The organism is Nakamurella multipartita DSM 44233 (assembly GCF_000024365.1).
Classification (GTDB): Bacteria; Actinomycetota; Actinomycetes; order Mycobacteriales; family Nakamurellaceae; genus Nakamurella; species Nakamurella multipartita.
Genome location: NC_013235.1, coordinates 5,450,220 through 5,466,924, shown reverse-complemented (window position 1 = coordinate 5,466,924; position 16,705 = coordinate 5,450,220). Strand labels below are relative to the sequence as shown.

13 protein-coding genes and 1 pseudogene are annotated in these 16,705 nt (G+C 73.0%); 5 read left to right on the top strand and 9 right to left on the bottom strand.

What is annotated here, in order from left to right:
- Nucleotides 1-16: 16 nt before the first annotated feature.
- The 3 genes from NAMU_RS24290 to NAMU_RS24280 all read right to left on the bottom strand — a co-directional run bounded on the left by NAMU_RS24290 (nucleotide 17) and on the right by NAMU_RS24280 (nucleotide 4,366).
- Entirely contained in the window at nucleotides 17-1,207 is a 1,191-nt protein-coding gene (locus NAMU_RS24290) for an FAD binding domain-containing protein (protein ID WP_015749982.1), read from the bottom strand.
- Nucleotides 1,204-2,610 (bottom strand): MFS transporter, encoded by a 1,407-nt coding sequence (locus NAMU_RS24285; RefSeq protein WP_015749981.1) that lies wholly within the window; start codon nucleotides 2,608-2,610, stop codon nucleotides 1,204-1,206. The genes NAMU_RS24290 and NAMU_RS24285 overlap by 4 nt, the downstream gene beginning before the upstream one ends.
- Before the next feature lie 253 nt (nucleotides 2,611-2,863).
- Entirely contained in the window at nucleotides 2,864-4,366 is a 1,503-nt protein-coding gene (locus NAMU_RS24280; RefSeq protein WP_015749980.1) for an aldehyde dehydrogenase, read from the bottom strand.
- 139 nt (nucleotides 4,367-4,505) lie between these two features.
- Between NAMU_RS24280 and NAMU_RS24275 the strand changes: the two genes are divergently transcribed.
- The 4 genes from NAMU_RS24275 (at nucleotide 4,506) to NAMU_RS24265 (ending at nucleotide 9,565) form a co-directional block, all read left to right on the top strand.
- The gene (locus tag NAMU_RS24275) at nucleotides 4,506-6,356 is read left to right on the top strand and encodes a helix-turn-helix domain-containing protein (protein ID WP_015749979.1); all 1,851 of its coding nucleotides are present in this window, start codon (nucleotides 4,506-4,508) and stop codon (nucleotides 6,354-6,356) included.
- Entirely contained in the window at nucleotides 6,353-7,534 is a 1,182-nt protein-coding gene (locus NAMU_RS24270) for an ABC transporter ATP-binding protein (protein ID WP_015749978.1), read from the top strand. The genes NAMU_RS24275 and NAMU_RS24270 overlap by 4 nt, the downstream gene beginning before the upstream one ends.
- Before the next feature lie 275 nt (nucleotides 7,535-7,809).
- A complete protein-coding gene (locus tag NAMU_RS30165) occupies nucleotides 7,810-7,953 on the top strand; it encodes a hypothetical protein (protein WP_169312549.1) in 144 nt (47 codons plus the stop codon).
- Nucleotides 7,954-8,032: 79 nt separating this feature from the next.
- The gene (locus NAMU_RS24265; protein ID WP_015749977.1) at nucleotides 8,033-9,565 is read left to right on the top strand and encodes a CYTH and CHAD domain-containing protein; all 1,533 of its coding nucleotides are present in this window, start codon (nucleotides 8,033-8,035) and stop codon (nucleotides 9,563-9,565) included.
- 57 nt (nucleotides 9,566-9,622) lie between these two features.
- Here the strand turns inward: NAMU_RS24265 and NAMU_RS24260 are convergent, their stop codons facing one another.
- The 3 genes from NAMU_RS24260 to NAMU_RS24250 all read right to left on the bottom strand — a co-directional run bounded on the left by NAMU_RS24260 (nucleotide 9,623) and on the right by NAMU_RS24250 (nucleotide 12,838).
- On the bottom strand, nucleotides 9,623-10,627 hold the full coding sequence (locus tag NAMU_RS24260; RefSeq protein ID WP_015749976.1) for a sigma-70 family RNA polymerase sigma factor: 1,005 nt from the start codon (nucleotides 10,625-10,627) through the stop codon (nucleotides 9,623-9,625).
- A gap of 126 nt (nucleotides 10,628-10,753) precedes the next feature.
- Nucleotides 10,754-11,338 (bottom strand): HdeD family acid-resistance protein, encoded by a 585-nt coding sequence (locus NAMU_RS24255; protein WP_015749975.1) that lies wholly within the window; start codon nucleotides 11,336-11,338, stop codon nucleotides 10,754-10,756.
- A gap of 159 nt (nucleotides 11,339-11,497) precedes the next feature.
- Entirely contained in the window at nucleotides 11,498-12,838 is a 1,341-nt protein-coding gene (locus NAMU_RS24250) for a DUF4032 domain-containing protein (RefSeq protein ID WP_015749974.1), read from the bottom strand.
- A gap of 99 nt (nucleotides 12,839-12,937) precedes the next feature.
- Between NAMU_RS24250 and NAMU_RS27845 the strand changes: the two genes are divergently transcribed.
- Nucleotides 12,938-13,699 carry a hypothetical protein gene (locus NAMU_RS27845; RefSeq protein WP_015749973.1) on the top strand — a complete coding sequence of 254 codons (762 nt, stop codon included), beginning with the start codon at nucleotides 12,938-12,940 and terminating at the stop codon, nucleotides 13,697-13,699.
- Nucleotides 13,700-13,920: 221 nt separating this feature from the next.
- Here NAMU_RS27845 and NAMU_RS24240 read toward each other — a convergent pair whose 3' ends face one another.
- The 3 genes and pseudogenes from NAMU_RS24240 to NAMU_RS32015 all read right to left on the bottom strand — a co-directional run.
- On the bottom strand, nucleotides 13,921-15,180 hold the full coding sequence (locus tag NAMU_RS24240) for a multidrug effflux MFS transporter (RefSeq protein ID WP_015749972.1): 1,260 nt from the start codon (nucleotides 15,178-15,180) through the stop codon (nucleotides 13,921-13,923).
- 84 nt (nucleotides 15,181-15,264) lie between these two features.
- Entirely contained in the window at nucleotides 15,265-15,594 is a 330-nt protein-coding gene (locus NAMU_RS31210) for a hypothetical protein (protein ID WP_041369406.1), read from the bottom strand.
- Between the two features lie 656 nt (nucleotides 15,595-16,250).
- Nucleotides 16,251-16,634, bottom strand: a pseudogene (locus NAMU_RS32015) (aromatic acid exporter family protein); the annotation flags it as partial.
- Between the last annotated feature and the right edge of the window lie 71 nt (nucleotides 16,635-16,705).

The window sequence follows — 16,705 nt, the reverse complement described above, 5'->3', positions numbered from 1 at the left end:
GCGTCGGTGGAGCGGATCAGCGGCCGGGGGCGTACAGGCCGAAGCGCAGGCTGGGGTCGCCGGGGGTCCAGGTGCCGCGGAACTGGGCCCGCTCGCCCATGTCCACCACCCGTTCCAGCAGCGCCGCGGACAGCGCCAGCTGCGCCGGCTCCCACTTGCGCAGGGCGGCGGCGATGTCGCCGTCCGCCTGCTGCAGGGCGTCGTGCAGGGCCCAGCCGTCGGCCGCGGCCTTGGCCGTCCCGGCGGCGGCGTGCGGCCGGGCGCCGCAGGCGGCGTCGCCGATGAGCGCGACCCGGCCGTCGGCCATCTTGCCCGACCGCACGTCCTGCACCACCTGCACGTACGGGGTGGCCGTGCTGGTGACTGCCTCGGCGATCGCCGGACCGAACACCCGGGCCGCCTCCGCGCGCATCTCCGCCACGTACCGATCCTGCACCTGGCCCGGGTGCACCGACACCGCACCGGCGAAACCGCGCTTGTCGACGAGCATTTCGGTCAGCTCGGGGCCGGCCGGGACATTGCGGTACCAGACGTAGTTCATCAGCCGGTCGTCCGCGCCGACGCCGTTCTCGCCGGGGATCGGGTACATGGTGATGTGCGAGTTCGGCACCACGGTGTAGCTGATCGCGTCGCGCAGGGTCTGCCGGGCGTGGGCCGACAGGGTGTGTTCGGGGACGGTGCCCCGCCAGCCCACATAGCCGGAGTAGGTCATGGTCGCGCTCGGATCGATCCGCGACCGGGCCATCGAGGAGATGCCGTCGGCGAACACGACCAGCTCGGCCCGTTCCCGCCGGCCGCTGACGAACCGGACGTCCACCCCGTTCTCGTCCTGATCGAAGCCGGCGGCGAACTCGCCGAGCACGTACCGGTCCAGGCCGAAGTCGTCCAGCAGGGCCCGGTAGAAGGTGCCCCAGGCGGTGTAGCTCCAGGTGCGCTCCTCGCGGTGCACGATCTGGTCGTGCTGGTCAAGGTACTGCACCCACCGGGTCGAGGTAGACAGCTGGGCCGGGTTCTTGGTGCTGCGCTCGGTGAACCAGCGCAGGGTGTCCGGCTGCAGCACGATGCCACTGCCACGACCGTCCAGCACCGTCGGCGTGCGCTCGAAAATGGTGACGTCGAAGCCGATGTCGCGCAGCAGCAGGGCAGTGGTCAGGCCGCCGATGGAGCCGCCGATGACGATGGCCCGGGCGCCGGAGTAGCTGGTCATGACGTGTGCTCCTGGGTGGTGGCGGCCGCCTGGACGGGGGCAGGTGCGGCGGGCGGGGGGAGGGTGACGCCGGGATCGGTGGGCAGCGCGGCGCCCTTGGTCTCCGGCGCGAAGGCCAGGCCGACCAGGGCGATCAGCCCGAATGCGGCCACGCAGGTGGTGGCCAGGCCCAGGTCGCCGCCGAACCAGCTGGCGGCGATGACGCCGGCGATCAGCGGGCCGGCCGCGGTGATGTAGCGGCCGACGCTGTTGGCCAGGGCCATGCCGGTGGCCCGCACGCTCGGCGGGAAGATCTCGGGACCGTAGACGAAGGTTCCGGACAGCGCGCCGAACAGGCCGAAGCCCAGCACCGGCATCATCACCAGGAACGTGGTGAAGCTGTGCTCGAACGGGAACAGGAACGCGATGCTGACCGCGGACACCGCGAAGCTGATGGCGAAGGCCTTGCGCCGGCCGATCGCGTCGGCCAGGAAGCCCCAGGAGGCGTAACCGGCGACGCCGCCCGCGTTGAACAGCATGGAGGCCAGGGCGACCCGGCTGTTGCCGACGTCCACCGGCAGCGACTCGGCCGCGGTGGCCAGCCGGATGATCTGCGGGTACCAGGTGGACACGCTCCAGAACGCGATTAGCGAACCGGTGGCCAGGGCCGTGCAGATCAGGGTGTTGCGCAGCAGCGGCGGGCGGACCAGCCGGCCGAGGACGAAACGGTCCTGCTCGTCACGCTTGCCGGCCTCCCGGCGCCGCCGGCGGGCGCTGATCGCCGAGGTGATCTCCGCCGGCTCGGGCACGTAGCGGCGGATGAACCAGACCAGCACCGCCGGGATGACGGCCAGCCCCAGCATGATCCGCCAGCCGTGGCTGCCCAGGACCGCGTAGGCCAGGGCGGCGATGAAGAAGCCGGCCGCGTAGCCGGACATCATGACGCCGCAGGCCTTGGCCCGGTAGCGGTTTCGCCAGACCTCGGCGACCAGGGCGGCGCCCACCGGGGCTTCCACCCCCGAGCCCAGGCCGGCGATGAACCGGAGAATGCCCAGCTGCCACCAGGTGTCGGCGAAGGCGGCGGCCGCGGTGAACACGGCGTAGGTCAGGATGCCGATGGAGAGCACCTTGGTGCGACCGAAGTAGTCGGCCAGCACGCCGAACAGGATGCCGCCGGTGGCCCACCCGGCCAGGAACAGGGCGACGGTCAGGCCGCCGTACAGGCCGATGGACGCCGGGGCCGGGGTGATGCCGCTGTTGGGCAGCAGCTCGGTCATCGCCGGGCCGAGCACCAGCGCGTACAGGCTGCCGGCGAAGCCGTCCAGGGCCCAGCCCAGCGTGGTGCCCAGCAGCACCAGCCACTGGACCCGGGTGATCTCGGTGCGCCAGCCGGGCGCGCGGGATTGGTCGACGGGAATGCTCACGGGGGTCTCCTGGGATCGGTGGAACCGGCGCGCACCCCGGCCGCGCCGTCCCCCTCCTCCCCTCACCCCACCCCCCGGGGGCCACCCCCCACCGTGGTGTTGATCATGGGAAGAGTGCCGGAATGAGCGGTCCAGAACCGCACTTTTCCCATGATCAACATCAGAGGGGGGCGGGGCGAGGCGGGGGAGGGGGCGGGACGGGAAGGTCGGTGGCGGGGTGGGGCCGGGCGCGGGGGTCGGGGAGGGCGGAGGGTCAGTTGAGTCGGCCGGGGTCGGCCTGGCCGTACCAGTCGACGTCGTCGGCGGCGGTGCGCACCACGACGGTCTTGATCCAGGTGAAGTCGTCGAACGATTCGGTGCCGGCGTCCTTGCCGAGGCCGGACTCCTTGACCCCGCCCCACGGCAGGGAGGGCTCGAGCCGGTGGTGGTCGTTGACCCAGACCATGCCGGCGGTGATCCGGTCGGCGACGCGGTGGCCACGGGCCAGATCGCGGGTCCAGACGCCGGCGCCCAGGGCGAACCGGTTGTCGTTGGCCATGGCGATCGCGTCGGCCTCGGTGTCGAACGGGACCACGGTGGCCACCGGCCCGAAGATCTCCTCCTGGGCGATACGCATGTCGTTGGTGGCGTCGGCCAGCACGGTCGGCCGCAGGTAAAAGCCCTGGTTCAGCGGGCCGGGCAGGTCGGGGACAGTGCCGCCGGCGACCAGCCGGGCCCCCTCGTCCAGCCCGATCTGCACGTACCGCAGCGCCTTGTCCCGCTGGGCCGCGCTGATCAGCGGGCCGAGCTGGGTGCCGGGGGCGGCCGGGTCGCCGATCCGGATGGCGTCGGCCCGGGTGGCCAGGGCGTCGACGAAGGCGTCGTAGCTGCCGCGCTGCACCAGGAAGCGGGAACCGGCGACGCAGGACTGGCCGGCGGCGACGAACGCGGCGAAGGCCGCGCCCTGCGCCGCCACCACCGAGTCGATGTCGTCGAATACGACGATGGGGGTCTTGCCGCCGAGCTCGGCGGTGACCCGGGCGAACCGGGCCGCGGTGGCCAGCGCGGCCGACCGCCCGGCCTCGGTGCCCCCGGTCAGGGTGATCTTGGCGACGTCGGGATGGCGGGTGAGGCGTTCACCCGCCTCCCGACTGCCGGTCACCACGCTCACCACCCCGGCCGGCAGACCTGCGGCGTGCAGGATCTCGACCAGGGCCAGGGTGGTGAGCGGGGTGAGTTCGGAGGGCTTGACCACGACCGTGTTGCCGGTGGCCAGCGCGGCGGACAGGCTGCGGGCCAGGATCAGCATCGGGTGGTTGAACGGCGTGATGATCCCGCAGACGCCGAGCGGGGCCCGGCGCTGGTAGGTCAGGTACTCGCCGTCGCCGGGCAGCACGGCGTCGCGCTGCGCGGCCAGCAGGCCGGCGTTGTAGCGGAACCATTCGGGCACCCGGGACAGCTGGGCCCGGGTCTCGGTGATCGGCCGCCCGTTGTTGCGGGTCTCCAACTCGTAGAGCCGGGCCGAGTTGGCCTCGATGGCGTCGGCCAGCGTGAGCAGCAGCCGGGCTCGTTTGCTACGCACCATCGTCGGCCACGGGCCGGTCTCGAAAGCCTCCTTGGCGGTCGCCACGGCCCGGTCGACGTCGGCCGCGCCCTGTTCCGGGACGGTGGCGATGACCTCGCCGGTGGCCGGGTTCACGATCGACCGCGTGGGCCGCGCGTGCGGCCGGACGCCCGGGTCGGCCAGGTGCGCGGGAGCTGTGGTGGTGTCCGTCATTGGATCGCCTCTCGACCGGCTGGTGGGCTCGGGTGGTGCTGGGGGATGAGAGAAGTATTCAGCGGGAGCTGGGCCGATCAAATGTTATGGGCGACATACTTCCCGAATGAAAATGTCATTCGTGACATAGAGTGGGTCGATGATCACCGTCGGGCCGGCCCTGGACGAGTTGCGCCGGTGGCTCAGCGCGGTCGATCGGCTGGCCCTGGCGGTGACCTCCCCCGGGGAACTGCCCGCCGTGCTGGATCTGGTCGCCGACACCGCCCGCGACCTGCTCGGCTACGACTTCTGCGCCGTGCTGCTGCCCGACCCGACCGGGACCCATCTGTTGATCACCGGCTGGAGCGGGTTGTCCGAGGACTACGTGGCCAGTGTGAACGCGGACCGTCCGGTGCAGCTCGCACTGAACGGCAGCGGCCAGGCGCCGTCGGGCCGGGCCTTCTCCTCGGGCCGGACGGTGGCGATCAGCGACATCGCCGCCGAGCCGGAGTTCGTCCCGTGGGGCGGGGTGGCCCGGGACCAGGGGTACCGGGCGATGGTGTCGGTCCCGTTGATCGCCGACGGCGCCGTGCTGGGCACGCTCAACGGCTACCGGGCCCACGTCCACGACTTCGACGGCGACGAGGTCGAGCGGCTCACCCTGCTGGCCAACCACGCCGCGCTGGCGCTGACCTCGGCGCGGCTGGTCGACCGGCTCCGGGACCAGGCCGAGCTGCTGACCAAGTCCGAACGGATCCACGGGCAGCTGCTGGACGTCGCCCTGGGCGGTGGCGGCCTGCCCGGCATCGTGCACGCCCTGGCCGAGCTGATCGGCCAACCGGTGGTGATCGAGGACGCCGACGGCCAGGTCTCGGCAGTGGCCGGTGGGGCCGCCGAGCTGCCCCCACCCGAGCTGCGCGCGGCGGCCTCCGGCGACGCGGTGGCCGACGGGGCCGAGGTGGCCGGTCGCCACGTCTGGACGGTGTGGGTGGCCGGGGACGTGGCCGCCCGGCTGTGGGTCGGGCCCGGGCACCTGTCGGCGCTGGACCGGCGCGCGGTCGAGCACGGCTCGCTGGTGCTGTCCCTGGAACTGGCCCGGATCCGGACTGCCGTCGAGGTCGAGCTGCGGCTGCGGGGGGAGCTGCTCACCGACGTGCTCGGCGGGGCGGCGGCCGACTCGCCGGCGGTCCGGGACCGGGCCGCACGACTCGGCCACGACCTGTCCGGCCCGGCGGTCGTCGTGGTCGGCCGGGTGGAGCCGGCCGATCCGGCGCGGCGCATCCTGCTCGAGCAGCGGGTGCTGGCCGCGGCGGCCGATCTGGCCGCCCGGTTCCATCCCCGCCCGCTGGTTGGGACGTACCGGGGGGTGCTGGCGGTGTTGTGGCCGGCGGCCCTGACCGACCCCGTCCCCGACCCCGCCCGCGGCACGGGTAGCGGCCCGGGCCCGGGGACGGGCGCCGGGGCGGGCGGGCGGCTCGACGCACGGATCGGGGCGGGGACAGGTGGCCGGGTGGGGGAGGCGGTGCGCCGGGCGCTGCGGTCGGTGCCGGGGGTGGCGGCGGCCACCGTCTGCGTCTCGCCACCGGCGGCCGACTACCCGCTGGCCTTCCGGATGGCCCGCGGAGGTCTGGAGATCGGCCTGGCCGGCGGCCGGATCGACACCGCGATCACCCTTGACGACCTCGGGGTGGCCGGCCTGCTGCTGCAGGTGGACGACCCGGGCCCGCTGGTCGCCTTCGCCGACCGCACCCTGGCCCCGGTCCGCCGGCACGACGCGCAGCGGGGCACCCAGTTGCTGGACACCCTGCGCTGCTACCTGGCCGCCCGACAGAACCGGGCCGCCACCGCGCAGGCGCTGCACCTGCACCCGAACACGGTGACCCAGCGCCTGCAGCGCGTGGAGTCGCTGACCGGGTTGGAGCTGGCCGACCCGGAGGCAATGGTGCAGGTGCGGGCCGCGTTGACCGTGCTGGACGTGGCCGGCTTCCGGTTCGAGGACGGTGAACCGTGACCGGGCCCGCCGGGGCCGCCGGGCCCGCCGGGGCCGCCGGGGCCGCCGGCCCCCGCGCCGAGGGCACCGGCCGGACCGGCCTGGTCGCGGCGACCGTGACCCAGCGCGACGGCACGGTCGTGCTCGCCGATTTCACCCTGCTGGCCGAGCCCGGCGAACTGCTGGCCGTCCTCGGACCGTCGGGCTGCGGCAAGTCGACCCTGCTGCGGGCGTTGGCCGGGCTGCTGCCGGTCAAACCCGGTCAGGTGATGATCCAGGGCCGCGACGTCACCGGCCGCCCACCGGCCGACCGGGACGTGGCCATGGTGTTCGAGAAGACGGCGCTGTATCCCACCCTGGACGTGGCCCGCAACATGGGCTTCGGTCTGGCGCTGCGGCACACCTCGGCCCCCGAGGTGCAGCAACGGGTGGAACACCAGTCGCGCCGGCTGGGCATCTGGAGCCTGCTGCGCCGCAAACCCACCGAGATCTCGATGGGCCAGCGCGGCCAGGCCGGGGTCGGCCGGGCCCTGGTGCGCCGCCCGGCGACGTTCCTGCTCGACGAGCCGCTGGCCAACCTGGACCTGCCCGAGCGGGTCCGGATGCGCCGCGTCATCGCCGAGACGGTCAAGTCAGCCGGGGTCAGCACGTTCTACGTCACCCACGACCAGACCGAGGCGCTGGCCATCGGCGACCGGATCGCCGTGATGGAGCAGGGCCGGGTGCGGCAGATCGGCACCTCGCGGGAGCTCTACGACCAGCCGGCCAGCCTGTTCGTCGCGGACTTCGTGGCCCCGGCGCCGCTGGGGGTGCTGACCGCGCGACTGGTGGTCGCCGGTGGGGTGGCGGCGTACCGGGTCGGCGACCGGACGCTGGTCACCTGGCAGCCGGTGCCCGGAGCACTGGTCTCCCGGGTGGGCGAACCGGTGCTGCTCGGCCTGCGGGCCGAGTCGGTGACGGCGGTCCCGCCGAACCCCGATCCCGACGCGACGGTCCTGGCCGGAATCGTGACGGCGGTCGAGCGGACCGGCCGGGACACCTTCCTGACCGTGGGTCTGCGCGACGGCGGCACCCTGGTGGCCCGCTTCGGCGGGCATGCGCCGGTGCGGCTCAGCGACCCCGTCGCGGTGTCCGTGGACGTGGCCGCCGCGCATGTCTTCGACCCGGCCACCGGTCGCGCGCTGCACCATCCCCAGTAGGCCGACCGCGGGACCCGTCCGGCGATGGAGAGGCACGTCACGGCCCGGCCCCACGAAGTTAACGTGGTGCGGCTTGCTCCCGGCGGCCCGGGCTGGTTTGCTGAAGGGGCATCGAAAGTCCGCCGCCCCGCGGCCGTGATTTTCGACATCATCCGCATCACCGGCCCCAGAGCATGTCTCTGCCGAGATGCCGTGATCAGCGGATTCCCTCTCTCCACCCCGCCGCCCCCTGGGCCAACGTCGGCCTCCCCTGCCGCAGACCCGAAGGATTCCTGATGAGCGCTCCAGTACCCGCCACCCGAGCGGGACGCTGTGACTGTTGTTCCACCGCCTACCGGGCGGGCACCCCGATCGTCTGGGATTCGGTCGTCGCCGGTTGGGTGCTGGCCGGTCACCGCAGCGCGGGCAGCCGCCGCTAGCGTCCCGGCCGGGCCGGGTCCCGGCCCGGTACCGGCCTACCGGACCGGGGCCGGTGGACACCTCTGGTAGACCGGTCCCATGACGTCCGAACACCTCGAGATCGAGCGAAAATATGATGCCCCGCAAGACTTGCCCTGGGTCGAGCTGAGCTCGCTGCCCGGAGTCGGCGCGCTGTCCGATCCGGCGGTCAAGCACCTGGACGCCACCTACTTCGACACCGACACCCTGGCGCTGACCCGGGCCGGCATCACCCTGCGCCGGCGGACGGGCGGATCGGACGCCGGTTGGCATCTGAAGGTGCCGGCCGCCGCCGGTGCCCGCACCGAGTTCGGCGAGCCCCTCAAGGACCACCCGACCCCGCCCACCGCGCTGCTCGACCGGGTTCGGGTGCACGTCCGCGACCACGAGTTGCACCCGGTCGCCCGGCTGGAGAGCCGGCGCACGGTGCACAAGCTGCTCGGCCCGCAGGGCGCCGTGCTGGCCGAGGCCGTCGACGACGTGGTCCGGGCCAGCGCCCCGGGTCCGGGCGGCTCGGCCGACGTGTCCGACTGGCGCGAGTGGGAGGTCGAACTGGTCGACGGGTCCGAGGAGCTGATCGAGGCGGCCGATGCGGTGATCCGCGCGGCCGGGGCGACGGCCTCGCCCTGGCCGTCCAAGCTGGCCCGAGCCCTGCACGGGCGGCTGGCCGGCCTGCCCACCCGCCCCGACCCGGCCCACCTGAGCCCCAAGAGCCACGCCCGTGACGTGGTGCTGGCCCACCTGGCCGAGCAGGTCCACGTCATCCTCGCCCGGGACCCGCTGGTGCGCACCGACGAGCCCGACGCCGTGCACAAGATGCGGGTGGCGACCCGCCGGCTGCGCAGCGCCCTGGCCACCTTCCGTCCCCTGCTCGACCGGACCGTGACCGACCCGCTGCGCGAGGAGCTCAAGTGGATCGCCGGTGAGCTGGGCGGGGCCCGCGACGCCGAGGTGCTCCGGGCGCGGCTGCTGGCCGAGATCACCGCCGAACCCGACGAGCTGGTGCTGGGCCCGATCGCATCCCGGATCGGCACCGACCTGCAGGTGCAGCACAAGAAGGCCCACGACGAGCTGCTGGTCGCCCTGGACTCCGGCCGCTACTTCCGGCTGCTCGACCGGCTGGACCAGCTGGTCGCCGACCCGCCGTTCACCGAGGACGGGGACCGCAAGGCACGCAAGGTGCTCACCGCTTGCGTGCGCAAGGCCTACCGCCGGGTGACCAGGCTGGTGCAGGCCGGCGAGCCGGCCGACCATGCGCATCGCGACGAGTGGTACCACGAGATTCGCAAGGCGGCCAAGCGGCTGCGCTACGCGGGGGAGTCCGTCGCGCCGGCGTTCGGCGAGCCGGCTCTGGTGCTCGCCGCCCGGGCCGAGGCCCTGCAGGAGGCGCTCGGCGAGCACCAGGACAGCGTCGTGGCTCGCGCGGCGCTGCGTGAGCTGGGCGTGCGGCTGCACCTGGACGGGGACAACGCCTTCACCCTGGGCCGGCTGCACGCGTTGGAGCAGGTCCGCGGGGACAAGGCGCTGGGCGAGTTCGCACAGGACTGGGCCGCGCTGGCCGACCCGAAGACGACCGCCTGGCTGCGCAGCTGACGGCCGGAGCGACCGCCGGCGGGGCCGGAACGGTCGCCCCCGGCCCTGGCGGCCGCCCTACAGCGACGCGGGCAGCCCGAACCGGGCGAACAGCGAGGTCTCCAGGAAGTAGGTGATCCGGGCGATCTTGTCCCCGTCCAGGTCGAGCACCTGGATGGAGAAGGGCCGGTGGGTGCCGTCGGCGGCGAGCTTGTAAGCCGCGAACGCCGGCGATCCGTTGACCTCCAGCGCGATCAGCTTGGACTGCCGGCAGGCCGCGCCCGGCCCCAGGTGCCAGGCGGCGATGTCGTCCCGCCCGGACAGCCAGAGCGCGAACGGCGGCATGGACGCGGTGGCGTCCTGCCGCAGCAGCAGCACCAGCGCGTCGATGTCGTAGCTGGTGAAGGCCTTGACGTAATCGGCCAGCAGGCCCTTCTGCGCCTCGTCCATCGGGTCGGCGTGGGTCCCGGCCGCCGGGTCGACGGCGGCCAGGGTGGCCCGGGCCCGCTGGAGTGCGCTGTTGACCGAGGCGACGGTGCTGTCCAGCAGGTCGGCCACCTCCGCCGCGCTCCAGCGCAGCACCTCGCGCAGGATGAGCACGGCCCGCTGGCGGGGCGGCAGGTGCTGCAGGGCGGCAATGAAGGCCAGCCGGACCGAGTCCTTCTGCACGGCCAGATCGGCCGGGTCCGCGGTGCCGGTCAGTACCTCGCCGTCCGGCATCGGCTGGATCCAGGTGGCCTCCGGATGCGGTTGACCCAGCGATTCGGCGACCGGGGGCGACGCCGGCCCGAAGTCCATCGGCAGGGCGCGCCGGTTGCGGCTGCTCAGCAGATCCAGGCACACGTTGGTGGCGATGCGGTACAGCCAGGTGCGCAGCGAGGACCGCCCGTCGAACTTGTCCAGGGCTCGCCAGGCCCGCACCATCGTGTCCTGGACGGCGTCGTCGGTCTCGAACGCGGCGCCCAGCATCCGGTAGCAGTACCCGCCGAGCTCGCGCCGGTGGTCCTCCAGCCGGCGTTCCAGCTCGGCCCGGCCGGGTCCGGCGGTCCGCCCCGGGGCCTGATCGGTGACGAGTTCGGTCATGACGGGCGTCTCCTTGCGGTCGCCGAATGGAACGACTCCCACCATAGGAGCGGGCACCGACAGTGCCTACCGCAAGCGGCCGACGATGGCGATCCCGGCGCCGACGGGCCGGGACCGCCGAGCGGGTCAGGTGGAGGTCTGCGCGACGATGAGGTTGCCGGCCTTGCGGACGTAGAAGCTGGCGATGGCGAACAGGATGCCGGCCATGATCGCCCAGATCGCCACCAGCCAGAGCAGGCTGACCAGCAGTGCGGCCGGGTTGAACAGCACGATGACGCCGAACGCGAAGGCCAGCACGCCCCAGGCGACGAACCAGCCCCAGCCGGACCCGGGCTGCTTGCGCAGGGCCAGCCCACCGGCGATGCCGGAGATGCCGGCCAGCAGGGCCCAGAAGGCGACCAGGAAGGCGATGACCGTCCCGCTCTCCTTCGGCCAGACCAGGATGACGATGCCGGCCAGGATGGACAGGGCGCCGACCACGAGGTCGCCGGTGCCCGACTGCCCGGACCGGCGGGCGGACAGGCCCTGGAAGATCGACATGATGCCGTCGACGATCAGGTAGGCCACGAAGATGATGGCGAAGACCCAGACCGATTGCTTCGGCCAGATCAACATGGCCATGCCCAGCAGGATCAGGATGATCCCGCGGACCAGGATGACCCACCAGTACTTGGCGGCGATCTCACCCATGCCGCGCACGTTTGTCGTCATGATGAACTCCTCATGGCGGACGCGGGCGCCCGCCCCCATTGCCCATGCCGCGCGACCGCGGATCGTGGCGACGGTATCAGCGCCGATGCACGAATTTTGTCGATCTTGGGTGACATCTTGATCTCGGGGCGGTGACGCCGATCTCAGGTCGAATGCGGGTCAGCCGGCCTGCGCGTCGTCACTCATGTCGTCGTCACTCATGTCGACGTCTGCCGGGTCGTTCTCTTCCGGATCGCTGTCGGGCGGGTCGTCACTGATGTCGTCGGCGTCCAGGGCGCCGACCCCCATCAGGCTGGAGTCCAGGAACGCCTTCTCGTCCGGCCGGTGGCGCAGCACGGTCTGCATGTAGGACTGGGTCGCGTAGTCCATCGAGACCTCCCGCTCGGCCGCCTGGGTCAGGTACCAGCGGTGTTCGAGCACCTCGTGGAAGACCTCGGCCGGTTCGAGCTTCTCGGCCAGCCCGGCCGGGATGGCCTCGACGACGGGGTCGTAGACGTCGGTGACGTAGTGGTGGGCCACGGTGTCCTCGTCGACCTCGGTGCCGGGCATGACGGCCTGCGACCGGTAGGTGTCCAGGTCGTTGAGGATGCGCCGGGCCTGGTTCTCCTGCACGTTGATGCCGGTCAGGGCGAACAACCGCTTGCGGTGGTGGCCGGCGTCCACGACCTGGGTCTGCACCATCACGTGCGGGTCGCCGTCGTGCTCGTTGATGTGGATCTGGGCCACGTCGAAGCCCAGCTCGTTGAGCTTGCGCAGCCGCTGCTCGATGCGCCACCACTCGTCGTCGCCCATGGTCTGTGGCGCGGTGAGCAGCTCCCAGAGCCGCTCGTACCGTTCGATGACCGACATCGCGGTCTCCAACGGGTCGATCGACTCGGGTAGCAGGCCGGACATCTGCAGGTCCAACAGCTCGCCGGCGACGTTGGTCTCCACGATGTCCAGATCCTGCAGGCGCTGCCCCTTGGACAGTGACTCGCGCAGCTCGCCGGTCTCGGCGTCCACCAGGTAGGCGGCCAGGGCGCCGGCGTCGCGCCGGAACAGGGTGTTGGACAGCGAGCAGTCCTTCCAGGCGAAGCCGACCAGGTGCAACCGGACCAGCAGCTCGGCCAGTGCGTCCAGCAGCTTGGTCTCCAGCTCCGGGTCCATCCGGCGGGAGAACAGGGCCCGGTAGGGCAGGGAGAACTTCAGGTGCTTGGTGACCAGGGCGGCGTCCAGCGGCTCGCCCTCCGGGGTCATCCGGTTGGCCACCACGCCGACCGCCTGCACCACCGGCAACTCGCGTTTGGCCAGCTCGCGCAGCAGCCCGTACTCGTGCTCGGCCAGTCCCTGGCTGATCTCCTTGATCGCGTAGACGATGCCGCCGATCCGGACGAACCGGACGACGTGCCGAGAGATACCCCGAGGCAGGGAGACCAGTTTCTCCTTGGGCCAGCGTTCCAACGCCGTTGACCAGGGCAGGGTCAGCAGGTCCATGGGGTCGGGTCCGGTCGCGAACTGCATGCGCACCGGATCAGCCTGACACAGGAGATGATCACGGGCCCGTCGGTGCGCGGTCACGCCGGGGCTCCGCGGCCCGTTACGGTGACCGAGGAGGCAATCATGTCCGGCCCGTCCGAAACACATCTCAACGATCTGAACCTGCCGCCGGCTCCGCGTGCGGATCCGGCGCTCTATCCGGGGGAGCGACTCGCCTTCGACTACCTGCTGCGCGACGACCGGGTGCGTCCGCTCTCGCCCGGGGTCGACGGCTGGCCCGACGGGCGTGACGGCCGGACGGCGGTGGTGGCGTTCGGCGCGAACGCGGCGCCGGCCCAGCTGGTGGCCAAGTTCGGCGGTCACGGCGGACCCATCGCGGTCACCCGGGCCCGGCTGCACGGGTGCGTGCTGGCCCACTCCGCGCACGTCAGCGACCCCGGCTACCTGCCGTGGGTGCTTGTCGACTCGCCCGGCGCGGCGGTCGACTGCGCGGTGCTCTGGTTGGACGAGGGCCAACGGGCCCGGCTGGACGTCACCGAGCCCAACTACGAGCTGGTCCCGGTCGCGGCCGAGCGGTACCTGCTGCACCTCGCCGCGAGCGAGACCCCGGCCCGGGTCCCGGTGCGGGCGGCCGTCTACCGGGGCCGTTGGGGGGCGCTGCGTTGGCCCGAGGCCGACCGGCCGCTGCCGGCCGGCACCCAGCGGCAGCTGTTCGAACGGCTCGCCGCGCTGGGCTGGTTCCGCAACATGGTCGGCTCGGGGCCGCTGCGCGAGCGGCAGGCCCGGCTGGCCGGCGACGCCGCCCTGCGCGACCGGATGCGGGACGAGCTGGTCGAGCGGGGCATGACGGTCCCCGACGGCTGGCGGGTCGACCCCGCCGGCTGAGCCCCCGCCCGGCCCGGCCCGACCCCGCCCCCGCCCCGCCCCTCACCCGGCCCCGCCCGGCCACCCCCGGGCCCGAGTGTGCAGAAACGGCCCTCATCCGAGCGGATGAGGGCCGTTTCTGCACACTCGACGGGGTTCGGGGCGGGGCGGGCCGGGTGAGGGGCGGGGCCGGTGGGGGAGGCAGCGCCGGGGCCGAGGGTGGGCCGGGCGAGCCGGTGGGCTCAGGTGGTGACGAGCTCGTCGCTGGTGGCCAGGACGCGCTCGTCCCCGGTCAGGACCGGACGGGCGGCCAGCGGCCGGCGCAGCAGGAGCACCAGGCCCAGGGTGACCAGGGCGGCGCCCAGGATCACCCCGGCCATCGGCACCGGCGAGGACGCGTCGAACAGCCCGGACAGCGGGGCGATGAACGCGCCGACGGCAAACTGGATCGCGCCCAGCAGGGCGGCCGCGCTGCCGGCCCGGTGGGCATTCTGGGCCAGCGCGATCACCGGCACGGCCGGCAGCAGGATCCCCGCGGTCAGCAGCGTGAGCACCAGCAGCGCGGCGATCGGCAGCACACCCAGGCCCAGGATGGACACGGTCAGCAGGGCCGCGGCGGTGAGCACGGACACCAGCACCCCGGTCAGCAGGATCCGCTCGGGGCGCACCCGCCCGATCAGCGCACCGTTGATCTGGGTGCCGGCGGTGATGGCCACCGCGCCGGAGGCGAAGATGGCCGCGAACTGGCCGGTGCTCAGGCCGAAGCCCTCCTGGAAGACGAAGGTCGCCGAGGAGACGTAGGTGAAGATGCCGGCGAGCGAGAAGCCGCCGACGAAGGCCAGCCCGACGAACACCGGGTCCCGCAGCAGGGAGGCGTACGAGCGGGCCGCCGCCCCCAGGCCGCCCGCGCGGCGCCGCTCGACCGGCAGCGATTCGCGCAGGAACACCGCGGCCAGCACCAGCAGCACCGCCCCGACGACGGCCAGCGCGGCGAACATCATCCGCCAGCTGCCCCAGGCCAGGAACTGCGCGCCGATGACCGGGGCGATGGCCGGGGCCACGCCGACCACCAGCATCATCCGGGCCAGCGCCTTGCCGACCCGGACCCCGTGGAATCGATCCCGGATGATCGCGGTGGAGAGCACCATGCCGGCGGCCGCGGTGAAGCCCTGGACGAAACGCAGCCCGGTCAGCATCTCGACCGATCCGGCGAACACGATGCCGGCCGAGGCGACCACGTACACGCTCAGCGCGACCAGCAGGGGCCGCCGGCGGCCGAGCGCATCGGACACCGAGCCGATCACCAGCTGGCCCAGGGCCAGGCCGGCCAGGGTCGCCGTGATGGTCAGTTGGACGGCCGCCGGGTCGGTGGCCAGGTCTGAGGTGATCTGCGGGAACGCGGCCAGGTACAGGTCGATGGTGAACGGCCCGATCGCGGTCAGCGCCCCGAGCAGCATGATCAGGGAGGCCGGGATCCGGCTCTCGCGAACGCTGACAGTCATGAATGAAGTACCCCTTGAAGTTTGTTGACTCCTGAACCAACCCGGCGCCCCGGACGGGCATTCCCGGGCCGGGCGCGGATGTGCTCAGGCGCGACTGGTCGGCCCGGAGCGGGCCCGGCCGGCCGGGCGGGACACCGCCCGCATCCGCCCGGTGTCCAACGGCGAGTCCTCCCGGACCGGACGCCCGGACCGGTGGCCCGGGGTGCGGCCCAGCGGCAGCCGATGCGGACCGGTCTGGTCGGCCGGGATGGGCCGCCGGTCGGGGCGCCGGTGCGGCGGCAACGGGCCGGCCAGCGGCGCCGCCTGCAGCAGGTGGCCGGCGGTGCGGATGATCTCCAGCGATTCGGCCAGGGTGGTCGACCGGGGCGGCCGCGGGCGCCGGGCCTGGCCGAGCACGTCCAGATCGCGCAGCACCCGCTCGACGGTCTGCAGGACCGGCTCGGAGAGCTCCCAGCCGTTGTCCGCCGACCATCCGCAGGTCGTCGGCCCGGTCCCGGGCCTCCCGCAGCCGGGCCAGCGCGGCCGTCAGCCGCTGCTCGGTGCTGGTGACGTGTTCGGTGCCCTCGTGCCGGGCCAGCTCGCCGAACGCCTCGACGCTGGCCGCGACGTCGGAGAGCAGCTCGGCGAAGACCAGCCGCAGGTCCTCGCCCCGGGTCGGGTCCAGGGTGGGATGGTCGCGGACGCCGTCCAGGATCGACCGGAACATGCTGCGCACGGTGACCGTGGTGTGCTCCAGGGCGTCCAGCTCGGCCCGCAGGCTGTCGTTGGTGTCGGGCACGACCAGGGCGCGGGTGTTGAGCCGGCGGCCCTGCTCGGCCTGGCCGCAGGGCCTTGTCGATCTCGGGCACGTTGCGGCTCAGCGTCCGGGCGTCGTCCATCCAGCGGATGGCCTGGGCGTCGGTGATCGGCTCGGCCAGTTCGGCCGATGCGGTGCGCAGCAGCCGGGCCAGTTCGGCGGCGAACCGCTGCACCGCGGCGGCGGCCGAGTCCGAGCCCACCGCGGGCGGCACGATCAGGTTGACCAGCATGCCGACGGCCACCCCGAGCAGCGTCTCGCTGATCCGGTCGGTGGCCGCGGCCTCGGCGCCGCCGACGGCCAGCACCAGCATGGCGCTGATCGGCACCTCGATCAGGTGCGGCCCCAGCCGCATCAGCTGGCCGACCATGATCGACAGCGCGACCAGCACGCCCAGGCTCCACCAGGTCAGGCCGACCACGCTGGAGAACAGCACGGCCAGCAGCACCCCGGTGGCCACGCTGATGATGCGCTGCACCCCGCTGGTCAGGCTGTCCTTGAGGGTGATCTCCACGACCAGCAGCGCGGTCAGCGGGGCCAGGATCGGCACGGTGCCGGGGAACAGGGCCAGCGCGGCGCTGAACGCGGCCACGGCCGCGCCGGACAGGCGCAGAGCCCGGGCGATGGCCGGACGGCCGCGCAGGCGCAGTCGGGTCATCCCCACGTCCACGAGACGACGAATGGCGGTGGGCATGCTCGGCCTGCTCCCTTCGGAGTGTGCGGTGTCGC

Coding starts and splice junctions, on each gene's coding strand:
- NAMU_RS24290 (WP_015749982.1), bottom strand. CDS start 1,207: ATGACCAGCTACTCCGGCGCCCGGGCCATCGTCATCGGCGGCTCCATC.
- NAMU_RS24280 (WP_015749980.1), bottom strand. CDS start 4,366: ATGACGGACACCACCACAGCTCCCGCGCACCTGGCCGACCCGGGCGTC.
- NAMU_RS24275 (WP_015749979.1), top strand. CDS start 4,506: ATGATCACCGTCGGGCCGGCCCTGGACGAGTTGCGCCGGTGGCTCAGC.
- NAMU_RS30165 (WP_169312549.1), top strand. CDS start 7,810: ATGAGCGCTCCAGTACCCGCCACCCGAGCGGGACGCTGTGACTGTTGT.
- NAMU_RS24265 (WP_015749977.1), top strand. CDS start 8,033: ATGACGTCCGAACACCTCGAGATCGAGCGAAAATATGATGCCCCGCAA.
- NAMU_RS24260 (WP_015749976.1), bottom strand. CDS start 10,627: ATGACCGAACTCGTCACCGATCAGGCCCCGGGGCGGACCGCCGGACCC.
- NAMU_RS24255 (WP_015749975.1), bottom strand. CDS start 11,338: ATGACGACAAACGTGCGCGGCATGGGTGAGATCGCCGCCAAGTACTGG.
- NAMU_RS24250 (WP_015749974.1), bottom strand. CDS start 12,838: ATGCAGTTCGCGACCGGACCCGACCCCATGGACCTGCTGACCCTGCCC.
- NAMU_RS27845 (WP_015749973.1), top strand. CDS start 12,938: ATGTCCGGCCCGTCCGAAACACATCTCAACGATCTGAACCTGCCGCCG.
- NAMU_RS24240 (WP_015749972.1), bottom strand. CDS start 15,180: ATGACTGTCAGCGTTCGCGAGAGCCGGATCCCGGCCTCCCTGATCATG.